20 protein-coding genes and 1 pseudogene are annotated in these 19,074 nt (G+C 67.4%); 6 read left to right on the top strand and 15 right to left on the bottom strand.

The genetic code is table 11. The annotated features are described in order from the left end of the window. Positions 1-13: 13 nt before the first annotated feature. The 10 genes from BKA24_RS08315 to BKA24_RS08270 form a co-directional block, all read right to left on the bottom strand. Positions 14-1,333 carry a DNA cytosine methyltransferase gene (locus BKA24_RS08315; protein WP_184216947.1) on the bottom strand — a complete coding sequence of 440 codons (1,320 nt, stop codon included), beginning with the start codon at positions 1,331-1,333 and terminating at the stop codon, positions 14-16. Beyond that, a complete protein-coding gene (locus BKA24_RS08310) occupies positions 1,330-1,722 on the bottom strand; it encodes a hypothetical protein (RefSeq protein ID WP_184216945.1) in 393 nt (130 codons plus the stop codon). Before BKA24_RS08310 ends, BKA24_RS08315 begins: the two co-directional genes overlap by 4 nt. Further along, positions 1,719-2,423, bottom strand: coding sequence for a hypothetical protein (locus tag BKA24_RS08305; protein ID WP_184216943.1), 705 nt, complete (start codon positions 2,421-2,423; stop codon positions 1,719-1,721). Before BKA24_RS08305 ends, BKA24_RS08310 begins: the two co-directional genes overlap by 4 nt. Next, a complete protein-coding gene (locus BKA24_RS08300; protein ID WP_184216941.1) occupies positions 2,420-3,280 on the bottom strand; it encodes a PD-(D/E)XK nuclease-like domain-containing protein in 861 nt (286 codons plus the stop codon). The genes BKA24_RS08305 and BKA24_RS08300 overlap by 4 nt, the downstream gene beginning before the upstream one ends. Continuing rightward, positions 3,277-3,432 carry a hypothetical protein gene (locus BKA24_RS08295; RefSeq protein WP_184216939.1) on the bottom strand — a complete coding sequence of 52 codons (156 nt, stop codon included), beginning with the start codon at positions 3,430-3,432 and terminating at the stop codon, positions 3,277-3,279. The genes BKA24_RS08300 and BKA24_RS08295 overlap by 4 nt, the downstream gene beginning before the upstream one ends. Continuing rightward, positions 3,429-3,584, bottom strand: a complete 156-nt coding sequence (locus BKA24_RS08290; protein ID WP_184216937.1) for a hypothetical protein — start codon at positions 3,582-3,584, stop codon at positions 3,429-3,431. The genes BKA24_RS08295 and BKA24_RS08290 overlap by 4 nt, the downstream gene beginning before the upstream one ends. Next, positions 3,581-3,742 (bottom strand): hypothetical protein, encoded by a 162-nt coding sequence (locus BKA24_RS08285; RefSeq protein ID WP_184216935.1) that lies wholly within the window; start codon positions 3,740-3,742, stop codon positions 3,581-3,583. Before BKA24_RS08285 ends, BKA24_RS08290 begins: the two co-directional genes overlap by 4 nt. Then, positions 3,735-4,166 carry a hypothetical protein gene (locus BKA24_RS08280; protein ID WP_184216933.1) on the bottom strand — a complete coding sequence of 144 codons (432 nt, stop codon included), beginning with the start codon at positions 4,164-4,166 and terminating at the stop codon, positions 3,735-3,737. The genes BKA24_RS08285 and BKA24_RS08280 overlap by 8 nt, the downstream gene beginning before the upstream one ends. Positions 4,167-4,203: 37 nt before the next feature. Next, a complete protein-coding gene (locus BKA24_RS08275; RefSeq protein WP_184216931.1) occupies positions 4,204-4,356 on the bottom strand; it encodes a hypothetical protein in 153 nt (50 codons plus the stop codon). A gap of 112 nt (positions 4,357-4,468) precedes the next feature. Beyond that, on the bottom strand, positions 4,469-4,738 hold the full coding sequence (locus BKA24_RS08270) for a helix-turn-helix domain-containing protein (RefSeq protein WP_184216929.1): 270 nt from the start codon (positions 4,736-4,738) through the stop codon (positions 4,469-4,471). Positions 4,739-4,857: 119 nt separating this feature from the next. Here BKA24_RS08270 and BKA24_RS08265 point away from each other — a divergent pair, with 119 nt between their 5' ends. From BKA24_RS08265 to BKA24_RS15940, 3 genes are all read left to right on the top strand, one after another. After that, positions 4,858-5,115 (top strand): helix-turn-helix domain-containing protein, encoded by a 258-nt coding sequence (locus tag BKA24_RS08265; protein WP_184216927.1) that lies wholly within the window; start codon positions 4,858-4,860, stop codon positions 5,113-5,115. 224 nt (positions 5,116-5,339) lie between these two features. Then, on the top strand, positions 5,340-5,663 hold the full coding sequence (locus BKA24_RS16000; RefSeq protein WP_484502669.1) for a helix-turn-helix domain-containing protein: 324 nt from the start codon (positions 5,340-5,342) through the stop codon (positions 5,661-5,663). Then, a complete protein-coding gene (locus BKA24_RS15940) occupies positions 5,629-7,077 on the top strand; it encodes a recombinase family protein (RefSeq protein ID WP_343066037.1) in 1,449 nt (482 codons plus the stop codon). Before BKA24_RS16000 ends, BKA24_RS15940 begins: the two co-directional genes overlap by 35 nt. 149 nt (positions 7,078-7,226) lie before the next feature. Here the strand turns inward: BKA24_RS15940 and BKA24_RS15935 are convergent, their stop codons facing one another. From BKA24_RS15935 to BKA24_RS08240, 3 genes and pseudogenes are all read right to left on the bottom strand, one after another. Further along, complete coding sequence (locus tag BKA24_RS15935) at positions 7,227-8,138, bottom strand: type II secretion system F family protein (RefSeq protein ID WP_184216920.1); 912 nt, start codon at positions 8,136-8,138, stop codon at positions 7,227-7,229. Next, entirely contained in the window at positions 8,135-8,992 is an 858-nt protein-coding gene (locus tag BKA24_RS08245; RefSeq protein ID WP_184216917.1) for a type II secretion system F family protein, read from the bottom strand. The genes BKA24_RS15935 and BKA24_RS08245 overlap by 4 nt, the downstream gene beginning before the upstream one ends. After that, positions 8,989-9,672 (bottom strand): annotated as a pseudogene (locus tag BKA24_RS08240) (TadA family conjugal transfer-associated ATPase); the annotation flags it as partial. The pseudogene BKA24_RS08240 and the gene BKA24_RS08245, both read right to left, overlap by 4 nt. Before the next feature lie 161 nt (positions 9,673-9,833). Between BKA24_RS08240 and BKA24_RS08235 the strand changes: the two are divergent. Genes BKA24_RS08235 through BKA24_RS08225 form a run of 3 tightly spaced genes read left to right on the top strand, consistent with a single transcriptional unit; the run spans position 9,834 to position 13,713 of the window. Continuing rightward, complete coding sequence (locus BKA24_RS08235; RefSeq protein ID WP_246367070.1) at positions 9,834-10,940, top strand: tyrosine-type recombinase/integrase; 1,107 nt, start codon at positions 9,834-9,836, stop codon at positions 10,938-10,940. Then, on the top strand, positions 10,940-11,272 hold the full coding sequence (locus BKA24_RS08230) for a helix-turn-helix domain-containing protein (protein WP_221417299.1): 333 nt from the start codon (positions 10,940-10,942) through the stop codon (positions 11,270-11,272). The genes BKA24_RS08235 and BKA24_RS08230 overlap by 1 nt, the downstream gene beginning before the upstream one ends. A 2-nt stretch (positions 11,273-11,274) precedes the next feature. Next, positions 11,275-13,713 (top strand): site-specific integrase, encoded by a 2,439-nt coding sequence (locus tag BKA24_RS08225; protein ID WP_184216913.1) that lies wholly within the window; start codon positions 11,275-11,277, stop codon positions 13,711-13,713. A gap of 110 nt (positions 13,714-13,823) precedes the next feature. Here BKA24_RS08225 and BKA24_RS08220 read toward each other — a convergent pair whose 3' ends face one another. Together BKA24_RS08220 and BKA24_RS08215 are read right to left on the bottom strand one after the other, a co-directional pair. Next, positions 13,824-15,275 (bottom strand): hypothetical protein, encoded by a 1,452-nt coding sequence (locus tag BKA24_RS08220; RefSeq protein WP_184216911.1) that lies wholly within the window; start codon positions 15,273-15,275, stop codon positions 13,824-13,826. After that, the gene (locus tag BKA24_RS08215; protein WP_246367067.1) at positions 15,265-18,753 is read right to left on the bottom strand and encodes an AAA domain-containing protein; all 3,489 of its coding nucleotides are present in this window, start codon (positions 18,751-18,753) and stop codon (positions 15,265-15,267) included. Before BKA24_RS08215 ends, BKA24_RS08220 begins: the two co-directional genes overlap by 11 nt. Positions 18,754-19,074 lie beyond the last annotated feature (321 nt).

Below are 19,074 nucleotides of genomic sequence, written 5' to 3'. Positions count from 1 at the left end.
CCGCCCTCTTCCATCAGGCGACGACCGCTCGGGCGGGGCTCAAGAGCTCGTCGATAATCGCGCCCGCCATGAGTGGCGGGACGGCGTTGCCGATCTGCAAGAACTGCTTCACCTTCGACCCCGCGAACGGGAAGTCGTCGGGATACGACTGCAGCGTCGCAGCTTCATCGGCCGTCATCTTGCGAGAGCCGTTCCACTTGTTCCGGTCTGCCTTGCTCGTGATCGCGGGCGCCGGCTGCTCGGCCAGTCGCTCGCCACGCTTCGATGGATTACCGCCCGTCCCGTAGTTCGATCGGAGGGACCAGCTACGGGACTGAGCCGTGATCGTCTGAGCGGGCACCGTCGACGGTCGCGAGTGGTAGTCCCCGCGCTCTCGCCCCCTCGGAACCTGATTGCCCACGAGCATGAAGCCACCAGGCTCCATCCCGCCCGCTGAGGCTCGGATCGTGAATGCCGGCTCAGTCGCAGCCCGCCCCGGGCGCTCGCCGTATCGCTCCACCATGCCCTTGCCCATCGCCTTCTCAGCGTGGAACTCGTCGAACCCGAGCACGTCGGCCATGCTCAACCAGGGCGCAACGTCCGAATCGAGTCGCTTCGGATCGCGTTCGTAGTAGCGCGAGTGCGTCGGACGGGGCATCGCCGCGGCAACTCCGTCCGCTCGCGCGATGAGCACAGCGCGACGCCGGGTCTGTGGCACGCCGTACTGCTCGGCACGCATGATGCCCGTCCAGACCGAGTAACCCATCTGCTCGAGAACGGCCGCGCACGCCTCCCAGACGGGCAGCACGGGCGGCACCTGCTCCCAGGCGATGTACGTCGGCCGGTCGCGGTGAACGTGCGCGAGCGGTGTCAGGACGAGCGCAGTCCGATCGTCTGTCTCGGCGCCGAGCGCGCGCAGTTCCAGCGGGTCGCGATACGCGCCGTCGTCGATCGCGCGCAGCACGTCGTCGAGCGCGGCCCGCCCCGCGCCCTTCCCCGCGAGGCTGAACGACTGGCACGGCGGCGACGCGATCTGCAGCGAGTGCTCGAACGTGATCGGGTCGTCGGAAAGCAAACCGTCCCATACGTCCCGGTAGATTGTCTCCATCCCGGCAGCGTCGCGGGATGCGACCGCCTCGGGCATGATCTCGACGCCGCCCTCGCGGATGCCGCGAGCCTGCAGCGCGACGCCCCATCCGGTGCCCGCAAAAAGATCCAGCGCACGAACGCCCTGGTCGGCGAACCGACCCTTAGACTCCGCGGCATCATGCGCCACGACACCGTTCGCCCAGCCCTCCACGACGTCGACTTCGAGCCGTTCGGCCTCGACGACGCCCTGCTCGATCACGCTCACGCGACAGCCCCCTCGGGCGCCGTCGTCGTGAACGTGCCGTCATCCGCGAGGTACACCAGCCCGTGCACGCCGTGCTCGATCGCGACGAACCGCGGGTCGGCCCATGACGACACGAGGTAGCCGAGCTTCGTCGCCTCGACGATGTTCGCGTGCATCCACCCGTGGCATCCGGTCGTCCCCGACCCGCACGCCAGGACGAGGTTCGACGCGACGTCGTCGCCACCACGCGACCGCAGCCGCCGGTGATGCCGCGACCCGCCCTCCCAGATCACCTCGCCGCAGCGGATGCACCGCTGCTGATCGCGGGCGTCGACGAGGTCGTTCAGCGCGCGGAGGTCCGCACCCGTGGCGACGTGCCGGCGCGCCGGCTTCGGGTAACCGATCGTCATCGCTGCCCGCCCTGCCGCTTTCCCGAGTCGCGGGATCCGCGCGACTTGCTCTTGCGGGCTGATCCCGGCTTCGCGGCGGGCAGCACGACGTCCTCGAGCCGGTGCACGCCGCGCGACGGCGGTCGGGGCACGGCGACGCTCGCGGGGCGCACGGCGGGCCGCGGCGGGCGCGGCACCTCGGGGCGCGGCGGCGTCGGCACCTCGGGCCGTGGGGGCGTCGGGATCTCGGGGCGCGGCACGACGGCGGCTTCCCAGACGGCAGGATCGACGATCGGTGCGTCGACGCGCATGTCGTCAGGCTCTCGCTTGTCCGTCCCAATCACGTCGCGGAACGCCCGAGCGAGCGCGGCGCGGATCGTCGATGCGCCGAACAACGTCATCGGGCGACGGGTCCAGAGATCGAGCCAGATCTCATCCGCGGGTGCGGACTCAACCCACGAGCGGGTGACGTGCGTCGCCGCACCGGCCCGGTGCACGACGACGCGGGCGCCGACCGGCGGCCGATCGCCGAGCCACAGCGCGGACCACGTCTCACCGTCCGAGGTGAACTCGGGCGCGCCGATCGCGACGGCGTCGCCGGTGCTGATCGCCAGCCGCTCGTACTCGGCGAGCGTGTGCGTCACGTCCTCGGGCGACGGCGCCGCGGTCGGCATCCGGTGAATGCGCGACGGGGCGTCGTCGACGGGCAGTTCGATCGTCATGCTTGGTTCTCCGTGTTCTGTCGGTCCGTGTGGTCGTAGATCGCCCACATCGGCGGGCGCACGAGCTGAATGTGTTGCGGGTATCCGGGCCACATGCCGGACTCGATGCCCGCGGCGAAGAGTCGGCGCGCGGCGGCGGCACTCGCGACCCCGATCTCGACGAAATCGGCGTCGAGCATGAGCGCATTCGCGAGGTACGGCGGCTCCTTCTCGACGACGATGAACGCGAACCCGTCGAGTTCGATCTCGGCGGCCGCGGCGGTCACTTCGTAATGCGCCTGCTGCACGTCGTACCGAAGATCCGCGGCCGCGCGAGCGAACGCCGTCGCCGTCGCGTCGCTCGCTTTCGTCTTGAGGTCGACCCCGATGCGGCGTCCGCCGCCGGCGCCGAGCAGATCGAACCGGCACCGCAGCGGCACGCCCGTCTCGGGGTCGGTGCTGAACACCGACGCCTCGCGCGGACCCACCTGCTCGAGCAGCGCAGCGGCGCCGCGGTGAGCGAGCACAGACTCGGCCATAGCGTCGACGACGTCGATCTCGTGTTGCTTCATCGGCACGCGACCCGCCGCGCGCTGCACGTCGGCCCACGCCTTCGCGGCCTTCGTCGACGCGGCGCCATTCTCGGCGAGCAGTTTGGTCGGGTAGGCGACTGCCTGAGCGCCGATGCCGAGCACTTTCGAGTGCGTCGCCGTCCCGATGTCGTAGACCTTTTTCGGCGGCGACGGATTGCGGCGCGCGTGCTCGAACTTCGCCGGCGCGACGAGCAACTGACGCGCCCCCGTCGACGACAGCGCCGGGTGAGCGTGATAGACCGACTCGTCGAGATCGAGCACCAGCCCGTCGAGATCGTCGCTCATCGCCGCCCCCATCCGAAGAGGTCGCGGACGACGATCGACGCCAGGATCTCGGCGCCCGACGCCAGCCCGAGATTCGCGCCACGGCGTGCGGCGCGCGGCTTGAGCACCGCCTGATAGGTCGCGCGCCGGCCGCTCTTCCGCTTCCGGTTCACGCGCCGGCCTCGCTCTCGGGCTCGAGCCGGTGCGCCGCGGATCCGTCGCACCGCGTGCACCACCAGGCGGCGACCTTCGATCCGACGAGACGAGCCCACCGGCGCCGGCCCGAGCACCAGCGGCACGCCTGCGCCTGCATGACATCGCTCATCCCTCGACCTCCGCGAGTTCGTTCGTCACGTTGCGGGACCGGCGCAGTTCGCGGCGGTCGTGAAAGCGCTCGTCGCGCTCGGCGCGGCGCTGGGATGCGACAGCCCGTCGCACGCGCTCGTCGCGCCCGTCGACGGATGCCCGCCGGGTGTCACCCATGACGAGCGACCCGCGTCTGAGGCACCCACACGCCGCGATCCAGGACGTGATAGGTCGCGACGATCGTGTTCTCGTCGGGCGACCACGCGACGCCGTATCCGAGCAGCCCGCGCGAGGTGAACTCGCGGTCGCCCCACGCGTCGCGGGCGAACTGAATCGCGACCTCGTCGTCGAGAAACCGGATCAGACGCGCGTAGACCTGAGCCTGCTCGGCGTGCGCCTCGTCGCTCAGCGGCTCGAGAGACGGCGTCTGTGTGAACACGCCCCAGATCCACGCGGCCGAGTCCTCGATGTCGCTCTCGCTCATCTCGGGCGCGTGGCCGGCGAGCGATTCGATCGACCGAATAGCGGTCCAGGTCCGCATCATCCGCTCGTGACGCTCCCACGCGGCGAGAGCGATCTGTTCCTTGGTGTGCTGATCCATGAGAATGTGCCCTTCGATTTGGATCGGATACCGGCGGCTAGTTGCGCGCCGGACGAATGCAGATGGACGCCACGGCCGCGACAGCGGCGAGCACGCCCACGAGTGAGATGCCGGCGAACACGCCGGACGCGAGAGCGGGGATCAGCAGCACGGCCGCGAACGCGAGCAGCGCCGCCTCGTACCGGTTCATGCCGCCGCCAGGACGGCTGCCGCGGCCTCCGCGTTGCGTGCGTCCTCGAGTTCGCGCTCGGCGATGACGGCGAGCATCCCGAACCGCGCCCACGCGGCGGCGCTCGGCTCAGTCACGCCGCGTCCTCGGTCGCGGACTCGTCGTCCTGCTCGGCGTTCTCCCAGCCCTCGGGGAGCAGATCGCTCACCCGGACGCCGAGGGCGCGGGCGAGTGCCGCCACCTCCCAGACGCTGAAATCAGCCTCGCCGGCCAACTTGCGCCGCAGCGTGGACGTGGGGATATTCCCGCGACGAGCGAGCCATGCGACAGAGCGATCGTCAGCGATTCGGGCCGTCTCGATCGCGTCGATGAGATCGCCGCGCTGAGTGTTCGGGGTTGCCATACGGCGACCTTCGCACCCGTTTGGGTGCCGTGTCAACTCCGCCCAGCAAGAAAATCGATACGGGCGCAAGGGCACCCGTATCGGTTCCTTTTCACCCATATGGGTGCTAAGGTGCCCGCATGACTACCGAGTCTGAAAACTACGGCGAACGCTTCAACGCCGAGGTCGCGGCGGACCTACGTGCCGCGCGATCTCGTCAGCGAAAGTCGTTCCCCGAGATCGCCGACACGACCGGCATCCCTCGTAACACGCTCTTGCGCTACTTCAACGGGCAACGGGATATCCCCATGCCCGCGTTCGGCCGCATCGCTCGAGCGCTCAACCTCCCGGTGGGCGAGACGCTAGACGCGATCGCCCAGCGTCTCGAGCAAGACTGACGGCGACACGCCGAGCAGCCGAGCGCGCTCTGCCAGATTCCCCACCGTGCCCACCGCACCGAACATGAATGCCGGGATCATGTCGAACACAACGTCTCCATCGACGCTCGCGCCCCTCGCCAGCACGACCCCATCCCCAGGAACAGCCATTGCCCCCACTGCCTCTCTGTCGGGGCTACTTGCTGACCGACCGCCGCACTATATGCGATCTCGCATAACAGTTCGTGAACCGCATTCCCGAAAGTGGGATTCGCTATCGTCCTCCCGTGCCCACGCGAGCCGAACCGGTGAGTCGCGAGGTCGTACGAATCATCCACGACCACGCCGACGAGACGTTCACGACTCAGGTCGAACTCTCCCGGAAATCCGGCGTGACACAGTCGCAGATCTCTCGGCTGTACGGTCATCGCGCGCCGCTCTCCGTCGCCCACATGTTCGCGCTTTGCAGCGCTCTTGGCATTTCGGCACCGGCGGTATTAGCCGAAGCTATCGATCGCGTAACGGCGCCGCCTCGTGAGCGCGGCAGTACGCCCCCAACGGCGCCCTGAGCCCTCCCGGCGCGCCATAGCGCTCATCCGCGTGTCGAAGGAACGCGACGGCATGACCTCCCCCGAGGTGCAGCGTCACGCGATCGAATCCTTCGCACAAGCGAACAACATCGTCATCGTCGACACCGTCGAAGGACTCGACGAGTCGGGTTCCCGATCACGTTCGGCTTGGTGGCCGCGCCTCGAGCAGACGATCGACCGCATGGCGGCCGGTGAGATCGAACTCATCGTCGTGTGGAAGTTCTCGCGGATCGGCCGCGCCCGCCTTCGATGGGCCGTCGCTCTCGATCGCGTCGACTCCCTCGGCGGCTCGATACTCTCGGCCACCGAACCGATCGAGTCATCGACGGCGTCGGGCAAGTTCGCTCGTGGACTACTCGGCGAGGTGAACGCCTATCAGGCCGACCTCATCGGCGAGACATGGAAAGACTCGCATGATCGGCGCGTACGCCACGGGATGCCCGCGAACGGCAAGCCTCGATTTGGCTACGCATACACCCGCGAGACAGGGTTCACCCCCGATCCCGTCTCCGGGCCGATCCTCGGTACGTGCTACAGGCGCTACATCGCCGGCGAATCGATCTATTCACTCGTCCGATGGATGAATGACGGACCGACCCGCCCTGTCACCGGCTACGGCCCAGCCGGCGACGGCCTATGGTCAGACCGCACCCTACGACGCGTACTCGACTCAGGATTCGGCGCAGGCCTCATCCGCCACCACGGCGAACTGCACAGCGGCATCCACCCGGCCGTAATAACTCCCGACGAGTGGGCGGAATATCTCGACGCTCGAGAACGGCGACGCGGGCACTCGCGCGGCGAACGATCCGAGTATCTGCTGTCCGGTCTAGTTCGGTGCGCTTGCGGATCCCCCATGCACGCGGGGCTCTACGGCACGAACCGCGCAGCGAAATATCGCTGCAAGGATGCCCACGAGAAACGAACCCACGCGGGCGGCTATGTGACCGCCGACCTCGTCGAGCGTCACGTCGTCGACTGGCTGAGACGCCGCCACGAGGATGCTCTCGCCGCACGCGACGAGTATCGCGCGGCGACCCCCCGACCCCGAGCCGTCGCCGACCCGAGCCGAGAGATCCGCAACCAGATCGCACGCACGCAATCGGACATCGACCGACTCTCGACGCGCGCAGTCGAACTCGACATGCCGCGCGACGTGTATCAGCGCCAACTCGCCCCCATGACCGAGCGACTACAGCGACTCGAGGCCGAGGAACGTTCGATCGAAGCACGCGCGCGCAAGCCTCTCGTGATGCACAGCGTCGACGTCTTCACCGACTGGGAATCGTTCAGCATCCCGCAGCGCCGCGAGATGCTACGCGCCGTCATCCATCACGTCGAAGTCACTCCGGGCCGCCCCCGAGCGACGATGCGCGTCGTCGGCCGCGAGTAGGTATCACGACCTATTGACGAGGGTGATGAGCACCCAGCCGGGCACGTCGCCGCGATCGTCGGATCGGACCTCGCTCAGTGAACCCCACGCGGTGCGCAGTCTCAGTGCCACTGTTCGGATCATGTGTTCATTCCTTTCCATCGTGTGGGTCATCCGACCCCGAGCCGCAGCATGACGATGCCGGGGAAGACCGCGAACAGGACGCTCATCGGAAGGAGGAGGAACACGATCGGGAACAGCATCGCGATCTCCTTCCTCCCGGCCTGTTCGATGAGGCTCCGCTTCGCGTCCTCGCGTGCATCGGTGGCCTGCGCCTGGAGCACTCCCGCCAGGGGTGCTCCCCGGTCGACGGCTGCGACGAGATGTTCGACGGCGCGAGAGAGCGCCGCGACGTCCAAGCGACGCCCGAGACCCGTGAGCGCATCCGAGAGGTTTGAGCCGGTGCCACTGTCGAGGACGGCGCGACGGATCTCGGCGGTCAGTTCGCCGGAGCCGATGTCGCCGACCCGCTGCAGCGCATCGCGGAGCCCCTCCCCGGCCGCCAGGCACAGCGAGAGGAACTCCAGCACCGTCGGCAGCTCCTCCTCCACTCTCGACCGACGGCGTCGGGCGGCCGCTGTCAGTCGGACGTCCGCGGCCGCCGCCGCGACGGCTGCGGTGAGGACGGGGATGAGCACTGACGCCCCCGTGAACCGGCCGGTGACCGCAAGAGCGACGACGACCGCCGCCCCCGCGACTGCACCGCCGAAGAGCCACCCCAGCTGCCGGGCTCGGAACCACGCGGCATCCCGCCCGATCCCGGCTTGCCGGAGACGTCGCTCGATACCCGCCGCACCCCCCAGCGAAGCAATGAGCCGGTCGCGACGGTCCCGCCACGACGCGGGCGCGGGAGCGAGAGGGGTGAGACCCCGCGGGTCGGCGATGTCTCGGAGGTAGGGGGCGATGCGCCTCGTGAGCGTCGGCGCGGCGATGCGCGGAGCACGGCTCGCGAGCAGGGCGACGCCGGCGGCGAAGGAACCGCCGAGGATCACGGCGAAGGCGAGATCGGTGAGAGCGGTCACGCGAACCACCGCCGCGGCTCGGGAAGTCGACCGATGCCGATCATGAGTCGGAACGCGACCGCCGACACGGCGGCGCCGACGAGGATCACCATGACGCCGTCAGGACTCGAATACGCGGCAGCGCCCTCGGGACGCAGCGCAAGCAGCCCGAGGATCACCCACGGCGCGACGACCCCGAGCACGGCCGCGCCGCGGATCCAGGACTGTCGCGCTTCGATCTCCGCGCGGAGGGTCGCCTCGGCCCGAACCGACGCCGAGAGCGATCGGAGGACGGTCGTCAGCTCGGTGCCGCCCACCTGGCGCGCCATGCGGAGCGCCTCGATGATGCGATCGGCGACCGGGTCGGCTAGGCGCTCCTTGAGCCGGAGCGCGCTCGAGTCGAAGTGCCCGGACGCCGCGACGTCGCCCGAGAAAGCCGCGAAAGCGGGCCGAAGAGGGGGCGGACCGACCTCGCCCAGAGCGGCGACGGAATCGGGCAGTGACATCCCCGAGCGCACGGAAGCCACGAGGAGATCGCAGACGTCCGGCCAGAGCGCGCGTCGCGACTTCAGAAGGCGCCGGCCGCGCGCGCGAAGCCATGCCGTGGGCGCCAGCAGCGCGGCCGCCGCCGCCACCGCGGCGAAGGCCGGGAGCGCCGTCACCAACCACACCACGGCACCCGCGACCGCCGCCGCGACGACCGAGACGACGGCGAGGTGACCCGGAGTCGCGTGGCCGTACCCGGCCGCCGCGAGCATCCGAGCGGCGCGGCCGGCTGAAGATCGCTGCACGCGGCCCGAACCCGTCGGCCACAGCCAGGGAGAGAGGGCCAGCAGCAAGCCGCCCGCGAGTGCGATGCCGAGGAGGGTCGTCATGCGAGATTCACCCCGACCGGCTCCGTGTCGACCATGCCGCCTGTGACGGTGCCGGTGGTCCGCATGATCTCCGCGACCCGCCGCCGCCCCGACGCGTCGCGAACGCAGTGGACGACGAGGTCGACGGATGCGGCGAGGGCGGGCAGGAGGAAGTCGCGATCGATGTTCCGCCCCGCCAGCAGCGGGAGCGAGGACAGTTTGCGCAGGGCGTCGGTCGCCGAGTTCGCGTGCACGGTGGCGGCGCCCGGCACGCCCGTGTTGAGCGCGAGGATCAGGTCGAGCGCCTCCGCATCGCGCACCTCGCCCACCACCAGCCGGTCGGGCCGCATCCGCAACGCCTCCTTCACGAGGCGGCGGAGGCTCACCTCGCCCGTGCCTTCGAGGCTCGGCTGTCGACCTTGCATGGCGACGACGTCGGGTGCCCGGACGGCGAGCTCGAACGTCTCCTCGACGGTGACGATCCGATGCTCGGGGGGACTCGCCGCGATGAGCGCGCCCAGGAGCGTCGTCTTCCCTGCGTGGGTCGCGCCGGAGACGATGACGCTCTGTCCGTCGCGAACAGCGGCCCCCAGAAGGGCGGCGGCATCGGCGCTCAGTGAGCCCGCCGCGACCAGGTCGTCGAGCGAACGGAATCGGGTGAGGAACTTTCGGATGTTCACCGCCCAGTGGCGCCGCGTGATGAACCGTTAGGTGTTGCGTGAAATCTAACACTCGACAGGTGCTGGAGCGTATCGTTCGGCGTTAGCGGCGGTTGCGGGGACCTCGCTATCCATCGTAACTGAGCGGGTCTGGGACGCATCGCTCGACAGATGTGTCGCGAAACACTAGGTTGTGTCATGAAATGACACACGATGGCCCATCGGTATCAACGCGTCCCGTACTGCTTGGGGACAGCAATGTCGCGTTTATCAACAAGCCCCAGGCGATGTGGGATGCGATGCTTGATGGTTGGGTCGGTCAGCAGGCGAGCCGCGGGTTGGCCCGTTCGACGATCGATTCGCGTCGGGCGGTTCTGGTTAGGTTTCAGCGGTTCACAGAGTTGTACCCGTGGGAGTGGACGCCTCAGGATTTGGAGGATTTCACGGTCGATGCCGGCTCTCGGCGTCGTCTTGCGTTGTCAACGCACAGGCAGAATCACGATTCCATTCGACTGTTCTGTGAGTACCTCACGGATAGTGCGTATGACTGGGTGGCGTTGTGCGAGGAGTCGTTCGATGCGATCCCGTCTCAGATCTGCCTGCCATGGAACAGCGTTCGGCACAGGTCCGAGTATGAGGGGCAGCCTGGGCGGCGGCCGTTGACGTATGACGAGGTGGAGCGGTTCTTCGAGGTGGCTGACTCTCGAGTGGCGCGACTGGTATCGGCGGGCAGGAAGGGTGCGTTAGCAGCTCTGCGTGACGCGCAGCTGTTCAAGACCGTGTATGCGTTTGGGTTGCGTCGTGCGGAGGTCCGTGGGCTTGATCTGGCGGATCTGCATTTCAACGCTCAGGCACCGCAGTGGGGGCACTACGCCGCCCTTCATGTCCGTCATGCGAAGGCGAGCAACGGCGGTGCCCGCCGCCGTCGAACGGTGCTGCTGGTGCCGGAGATGTCGTGGTGGGTTGCGGGGATGCAGCAGTGGGTTGAGGAAGCGCGTGCGCGGTTCGCTCCTGGGGAACTGGTCGCGATGTGGGTCACGGAGCGGCGGACTCGTGTTTCGGCGGCATACATCGACACCCGATTTCAGGTTGTGCGGGACGAGGCAGCCCTTGACTCCTCTCTCACGCTGCACTCGCTTCGCCACTCGTATGTGACGCACTTGATCGAGCATGGGTATGCGGATCGTTTCGTGCAGGAGCAGGTGGGTCACCGTCACGCGTCGACGACGTCGATCTATACGTCGGTGAGCGGGGACTTCAAGAACCGTGTCCTTGCGGATGCGCTCAGCAGGATCAACACTTTGGAGTGATGGTGCGTATCGAGACGACATGGAACCTGCGGCGGTTGATGGCGGAGCGGGGCATGTATCAGACGAGCGATCTTGTCCCGTTGCTTGCGGAGCGGGAGATCTTCATGTCCCGGGAGCAGGTGTATCGCCTCGTCGCGCATCCGCCTCGTCGCTTGAACTTCGACGTGATCGGGGCGATCTGTGACGCCCTCGAGTGCGAAGTCCACGACCTCATCACCTGGCGGCGTGCCGAGCAGAAGAAGGTCGTCGGGTTGGAGCCAACCCGCACTGGAGTGGGCGATTTGCGACCAGTCCCAGCGAAGATACGCAGGCCCGAGCAGCGTAACCGCTGATCGTGGTTGCGCCGCTCACCGTCGGCGATCTGCGGCGCCGGCTCAGCGTCCTCGCCAACGCTCTGATGGAGGCGGGCTCGGGACTGCCCGCCGCTGTCGTTGTCCGCGACATCCTGCGCATCACGTCACCGCTGCAGCGTGCGCGGCTGTTCGCCGAGCTGCGCCGTCGACCGACCTTGTTCCGGGATGAGCAGCAGCCGGGAACGGCCGCTGCGCAGCGGTTCACCCTCGCGTTGATCGCGCGAGGGCACGGTCTGCGTCCGCCGCGCTGTTCGCGGTGTGGGCGTGAAGGGCTGGCGAAGCACCATGACGGGGCCGGGGGCAAGTTGTGCAACCCGTGTGTGTCGCTGGTGCGTGCACCGGTGTGCGTGATGTGCGGGCGGAGGGATCATCGTTACCGCACGCGTGACGGCGCTCACTATTGCGCGAGTTGCTGGTGGACTACACCCGCGGGTGTATCGGAGCGGGCGGCGCTGAATGCGCTGGAGGCGCGAGCGCTTCAGACGCGGCGCGTTGTGTTCATCACTCGGACGGTTGCCGCGCGCTGCGATGCTCCGCTGACATCGATCGTCCGTGCGGTGCTGACCCCGGTGACCAGCGGGCGTGTGCTCGCGGTCATGGTCCGCGAGCTCGAGGCCTACCCGGACATCCTGACGGTGAACCCGGGACTGGCGGGCAGGTCGCTGCAGCAGGTGATCCGGTTTCTCGTCGGCCAAGGCTTTCAAGGGCTCATCCTTCCTCGTTGTCCTCGGTGCGGACGAAATGATGTCGTGCTCCCGCTTCGCTCAGCCGGCGTTCACTTGTGCGGCGCGTGCCATCGACGTGAACACAGCACCGCGTGCGAGCAGTGCGGGCGAGTTCTGGCGTTGCGGCCGCAATCGGACGGTCGAAGGCTCTGTGCCGCGTGCGACCAGCGGAACCCTGCGAACCACCGGGTCTGCTCCGGATGCGGCCGCTTCGGGCGAGTCGCGGTGAATAAGGACACCGGGCCGCTATGCGGCCAATGCTATGTTCCGCCGAGCCACACCTGCGATCGCTGTGGCGGTTCCGCGCCGATCGCTTCCCGGATCGGCGGCCGATCCCACTGTCTCCGGTGCTACAACCAGTTGCGCAGCCGACCTGCTGTCTGCCCCGGGTGCGGGGACTTGAGGCTGGTCGCGTACTGGCACGTCGACAGGTACGTATGCGCCGGGTGCGCGGAAATGCCCGCGCACCTCGCGTGCCGGCGATGCCGCTCCGAGTCGGTCCGCATGAATGGTGTGCTCTGCTCCGACTGCGCGCAGTCCGAGTACGTCGACAAGCTTCTGTCTGGTGTCGACGGCCGGGTCATCCCGGCGCTCGAGCCGCTTCGCACGGTTCTGCTCGACGATACGCGCGCGTCGGTATCGACGATCACGTGGGCGCTCCGGGGCCGTGGCGCGAAGGTAATCGCAGCGATGGCGAGGGGCGACTTGCCCATCTCCGCGGCCTCCCTCGCCGCGGTTACCCCGGAAGGGGTCGTCACCCACCTTGGATCGCTGTTCCACGCCGCTGGAATCATCGACGCTTCCGATCTCCTCATTGCGAGGTATCAGCTTCGCGTCGCGGCCATCATGCCCGAGATTCCCGGTTCGTGTCGCATCCTGACCGAACAGTACGTCCGCTGGGAGATCCTCCCCCGACTGCGCTCCTTCGACACCACGCGCGACTCGGCCCCGGTGCTCCGTCGCGAGACGAGACGGTTGAAGACGATCAGGGACCTGTACTCGTTTATAGACGCGTCCGGTCACGAGTTCGCGACCGTGCCCCAGCGCGTCCTCGACCAGTTCGCGACCCGATGCTCGCCTGCTGATCGCGGACAGCTTTCACCCTTTCTCCGGTGGGCGCGCGGGCAAGGCGCGACGCGGGTGCGGATTCAACCGCACCGAACGAATGGGGTTGCTCCAGCGACGGGCGACACTGATCGTTGGCGGCACGTGCGCACGTTACTCGCGGATGAGAATCTGCCCTTGAAGGTTCGAGTAGGGGGATTGCTGATCCTGCTACTCGGCCAACAGGCCACACGCGTCGTCAGGCTCAGGCTCGACGACGTCCGTGTCCACGAGGATGTCGTCGAGATCACGCTCGGAGAAGACCCCGTCGCGCTACCGCGCGTTGCAGGCGAACTCATCAGCCGTCTTCGCGCCGAGCGCATGGATAGCCGCAACGCCAGCGAGTGGCTCTTCGTCGGTGCTTCTCGGGGGCAGCACCTCTACGGGAGCTCGTTGCGGTCCGCACTGCGGAACGCGGGCGTGCCCGTCGGAGCCGGACGCGTCAGCGCCCTCCTGCACCTGGCTCGAACCGTCCCCGCGCCGATCCTCGCCGACCTGCTCGGACTATCCGCCACCGCGGCCGCGAACTGGTCCGAAGCGGCCGCGCGATCCTGGAGCGACTACCCGAGAATCCGCACGACAAGCCAGTGATTTTATCGGGTGTCATGGCAATTGCCGTCGGCGATTGGGCGGCGTACCCGACCTTGTGTTGAAAGGGGCTTCCGAAGTCTGGCGGGCCACGCCACGCGCGGACTGTGGGCTCAGTGCTGCCGGGTGGTTCCTCGCGAGAGTTCGGCGGTGCGGCCGCGTTGAGTGGGGACGGATGCGTGCGCAGCCGAGACAACGGACTGAACCATTTCCGTTCCGCGCACGATCGTGGGTCGATCATCCCCGAGCCGATCCGAGAGCGTCGCAAGTTCGGCGAACGGACTTCCGGGGAAGACCGTCATCGATGTCTGGTCGATCACGATGAAACTGGCTTCGTGTGCGGGCTTGGTGTTGCTGAACTCGATGCCGCTGTCGGGGAACTCTCTTGCCAGCTCGTCCAGTGTGGCTGCATCCGTCTTAGACAACTGTTGGCGGGGCGGCGTTTCAAGTGTGATGGGACACCCAGCCTGCAGCAGCTGCCGGATCACGGCGACGAAGTGCTCGGCTCGGTGGGTCGGCCACAGCCTGGACGCGGAGATCAAAACTCCCTGCTCGGCGGCAAGCAGCGCAACCTCGGTGTCCTCTGCGGCTTCCCTCACCGACAGTCGCCGCACCGGCGCTGCTGCCAACTGAGTGCGGATCTTCGAGCGCCGTGCGTCGAGTGCGTTCTCGTCGCCGCTCTCAGCGGTGATTGGGGTCAGTCGGCGCAATTCCTCGAGTGCGTCCTCGACGAGCACGTCCGGCGCCCTCGCCTCTAGCACCTCGCCCGGCAGGAGCCGGTCAACACGGCGCCGGTCCTCGTCGATGCGCTGCGTCAACCGCATCGAGTCCAGCAGCCCGTGTTCGCGGATCAGCGTCTCAATTCGCTCGTCCTGGCGGCCGTCAACGCACACCCGCAAGTACCGGTCCTGCGGGTCTGTCTCGGACTCGAACAGCAGCGCCGTTGCGGCCAGGTAGTGCTTGGTTGTCGATTCCACCCCCAGCACGGACAGTAGTGTGCTCTCTCGCTCCGGGCGGACCGGGTCAACGCCGAGGAATCGTGCAGTGTCGTCGGGTCCGTAGTCGATGTCGATGTCCGAGTCGGGGTTGAGGACCAGTCGCGGGTCGTCGTCGAGATCGTCGGCGGTGAGCACCAGGTCTCGCTTCAACGAGACGGGTTCTCCGGATAGGCCATCGATCAGGTACGTCACCGTACGTTCGATGACGCGTTCCTGCACCAGCGTGCTCACCAGCGTCTTGCCGGTGGGGCTCAGTTGTAGCACCGCCTCATCAGCGGTTGCGTTTACTGTCAGGTATCGGTCGAGCAGCAGGTCGGCAATGATCGCGTCGACCAGACGGGCCGGCAGGTTGAGGAAGCGGGTGACGTCTTCGGCGCGTTCCACGCCGACGCTGATTGCTCGCAGCACGAATTCGGTGAATGTCGATACCGGGCTCTTCTTCAGAACCCGGCACCGCACCACAGCTCGCCAGATCGGGACCGCCGCACTCCGCGTAGACAGCAATCGGAACCCATCGCGTCGGAGCAACACGTCTGGGTTGGCGCCCAGGCGGCCTTCAGTGTCCATTGCGACCTCCCGCAGCAGCGATCGCGCGGGCAACCTCGGCGAGCTTGCGCGATCTCCGACGATCACTTGAGCCATCCGCCATCGCCCGGTTTCCGACGATCACCAAGCCGTCGCGTGCACGTGAGATCGCGACGTTCAACCTCTCCGGGGAGCCGAGGAAGCCGACGTCGCCGCGCCGGTTGCTCCGAGTCAGGGAGACGATGCAGATGTCCGCTTCCTGGCCCTGGTACGAGTCGATGGTGGCAGCCTTGACTCGCACCACTTTGAGCTTCGATTTCGTGCTGCTGAGCACTTCCTGCAAAGTGCGCACCTGCGCCGCGTATCCCGCGATCACGGCAACCTCCACCTCGTCAAGACCGAGCAGCACGGCATAGTTGTCAATGGTTCCCACCAGCTCGGCCACAGTGCGGGCCTCCGCCCTGTTCTCGTAGCTCAGACCAGAGCGCCGTTCGCTTTCCTTCCGTCCGGTGTCCCGCCACGTCACCGCGCCACCCAGAGCTCGCTGGACGAGGGGTGAGACCTCTCGGGCGCCCGAACGCAGCTCGCCGCCGTAGAACACGTCGCTGACCACCTTGCCGATCGCGGGGTGCATCCGGTGCTGGTGGCTGAGCACAGCGACGGACTGTGTAGGGAGCCCGGCACCCAACTCGGTGAACAGTCGCTCGTCGACCTCAGCGCGTGTCAGCTCGCGTTCCGCGAGGAAGTCGGCGTCGACCAGCGCTGAGTCCAGGAACGGCGGCAGCTGCTTCTCATCGCCGACAAGCACCCACTGCCTGGCGTTCGCCATCGGGACCATCAGTTCCGTGGGAGTCGCCTTGGATGCTTCGTCAATGATGCACAGGTCGAACTCCACCCGCTCGGCGCCCTTGGAGCCGGTCAGTGCCACGCACGTGGAGGCAACCACCGAGGCGCGGAACAGTAGCGCGACCCGGAACTCGCCGGTCGGACGGAAACGCTCCAGCCATTCCTCCGCGACCAGTTGCAGGGCCTGGACTCGTTCATCGTCGGTCGACATCGATGCGTCGATCCGGTGCAGCATGTCTTCCTCGTCGGCGGCATCCGCGAGATCGCCGACCGCCCGCAACTCCGCCACCGCTCGCTGGGTGTCCTCCCTAAGCTCCGTCAGTCGCTCACTGAGCTGGACGACACGCTCACGCAATCCCTCCAGCTGCCGGATCGCGGGAGACCGTTGCTCCAGATTCACCCCCAGCTGTTCGACCGCGTCGGTGAGCTTGGCGAGGTCGCGAGCGACGACGTCTGCCGTGTCAGCCGGAGTGGTGTCCAGTCTGCTGACTGCAGCAAACAGCTTCTCGATAGCCGCCCGTGTGGTCTCCTGCTCCTTGCGCGCCACGCCGAGCGCCACCTCCACCTCCACCAACTCCGCTTCCGTGCGGGTGCGACGTTCCACCTGTGCTCGCAGCCGCGTGGCGGTGCTGCGAGTCTGCACGTCAAGGACGCCGGCGGAGTGGAGGTGGTCTTGCACGAAGGCGGCGACCGTTGCCTCGGTCTCTGCCCGCCACGCTTCCAGCTGGGACGGTACCGTCCAGGCTTCCGAGCTCGGCGACAGTTGGTCCGGCGATCCGATCCGCAGCACGGATGCCGCCGGGGTCACCTTCGCCACCTTGCTGAGCGCGTGATCCAAGGCGATATGTGTCTGCGACGCGAGCAGGATCTGCGCATCCGGCTTGATCCGCAGCTGCTGTGCGACGAGTTCCGCAATGAGCGTGGTCTTCCCTGTGCCGGGCGGGCCCTTCACCAGGCTGATGCCCTGCGCACCCAGCACCGACGCCACCGCGTTGCGTTTGGCGCCGTCCAGGTGGTCTTGGACGAACTTCTCGACGTGGTGCTCGACGGGGAGCGGGTTCACGGCAGGGTTGCTCAGGATGTCCTTGAGGTCGGCACGAACCGCGCGCCCTTCGAAGACGCGACGGACCGCGTCCTGTTCCCGCCGCAGCTTCGAAACGGTGCGTTCCGCGTCGACAGCCAGCACGCCCCTGCGTGGCAGGTCGTCGGGGTTCCCCTCGTTCACGTAGAACACCACGGCGTTGCCCTCGATCGCTTCCACCTCGCCGCGCACGAACCGTCCCGTCGTGCTGCGGATCACGCGCAACTCTCCGAGTTGAGGATCCGCGGAGCGGTCAGTGGTGGTGAGGTAAACCCGTGCACCCTCGACTCGGAGCGCGGAGTATGTGACGTCCTTGCCTCTCTCACGCGCGATCGCAAACTTCGCGTCAAGGACCCTCTCCCACCGATCGTGTACCTCGACACGCGAGTGCTGCTCGGGGTTGGCTGCTTCGCGTTCCGCGAGGGTTCGAAGGAGTTCGCTGATCGCGGCATCAGCTTCCAAGGGGCGTATCGGTGTCGCGACCCAACGGATCGTCGCACCGACGCCGCGCTTGCGCAGTCGCTCGAGGTGCGCGACCGGCGGGCGCCAGACGTGCTTCACGAAGATCGACCCGGTGCGTGACTCGTGCGGTGCGACCGCCGCCAGCAACGACTGTCCTACGAGGAGAAGGCCTTGCTTGTCGGCCGCCTTCGGGTCACGGACAAGACGGACGCGGGGGCCGAACTCGCGACGGAACTCCTCGAAGCCAGCCGTCTCGGCAAGCGTCACGTCTCGAAAGATCTGAGTCACGTTGACGGGCAGGTGGATCCCGATTTCTGGGACATCTTGCGCTACCGCTTCGCCCTTGGCGATCTGCTCGATCTCGGCGAGCACCACGCCGGCGCTACCGGGGCGTTGCTCCTCCTCCTCGCTCAAGCATCTGGCCAGCAGCAGCCGAATGGGTTCGGGCACGACCACCCGGCCCAGCGCCGCGGCGGGGGTGGTGCCGTTGAGTTCGAAGTCACCGAGGAGGCAGCAGATCACTAGCACGGCGAACGAGTAGACGTCGTAGGCGGGGAGCGGGTTCTCGGTTCCCGATTCTGGTGGACAGTAGGGGCGCGTTCCCAACTGGCTCATCGTCTTTCCGAAGCTCGTCACCTCCCGGTACCGCATGGTGCCGAAGTCCGCCAGCTTCACCTGTGCACCGTCCACCAGCACGTTGCCAGGCTTGAGGTCTCGGTGAACCCAACCTTTCGCGTGCAGGACACTCAACCCGGTGAGGATCTCCAACGCGATCGGTCGCAGCTGCTCCCAGCTCAGGGCCTCGCGTGTCACCACTGCACCGAGGTCCACACCGCACCACTCGAATGCGATCCATGGTGCACCATCGGCGGGAGTGCCGAACCCGACCACCTGCAGCAGGTTGGGGTGCGCGTCGAGCCGGCTGTACACGTCGAGCTCATTGCTCCAGGACAGCTCCAACGTCCGCGGATCAACATGCGTAACGGGCGCGAACAGCTTCACCGCCACGTGCGCGCCGGTCTCGTTGTCATACGCCCTGAAAAGTCGCGCATGACCTCCGGAATTTAGCTCATCACGCGGCAGCACAAAGCGATTGTCCAGAACAACCGGCCCAGTCCCCAAGCCACTCATCCCCAGAGGCTATCGCCCACGCGCGACAGGGTTAGGCGTCTCGTGCCCGCAAGTCTCGACCGGTCGGGCCACTGCCTCACATGTCTGGCCAGCACGGCTGGCCTGGTCTCTCGCCACGGCCAATTGGCTCTACTTCTCGATGATCCGCTGCGATCAGGCGAGGGACTCTCGAACGGCGCCTCGACAGACGCGATGCGCCCGCACGGAAGATGAGCCAGGCGAAGCGGGATCGCTACCGTGTGGAGCGCAGGACACGGACCGGCACACGTCGCATGGTCCGGTCGACTGCGGCGTCCCGCTGCTGCACGCCCACACCCACAA

Origin of the sequence: Microbacterium marinum (genome assembly GCF_014204835.1) — a bacterium.
In the GTDB taxonomy this organism is placed as follows: Bacteria; Actinomycetota; Actinomycetes; order Actinomycetales; family Microbacteriaceae; genus Microbacterium; species Microbacterium marinum.
The sequence above is the reverse complement of the archived record's forward strand: the minus strand, read 5'-3'. Positions and strand labels throughout refer to the sequence as shown.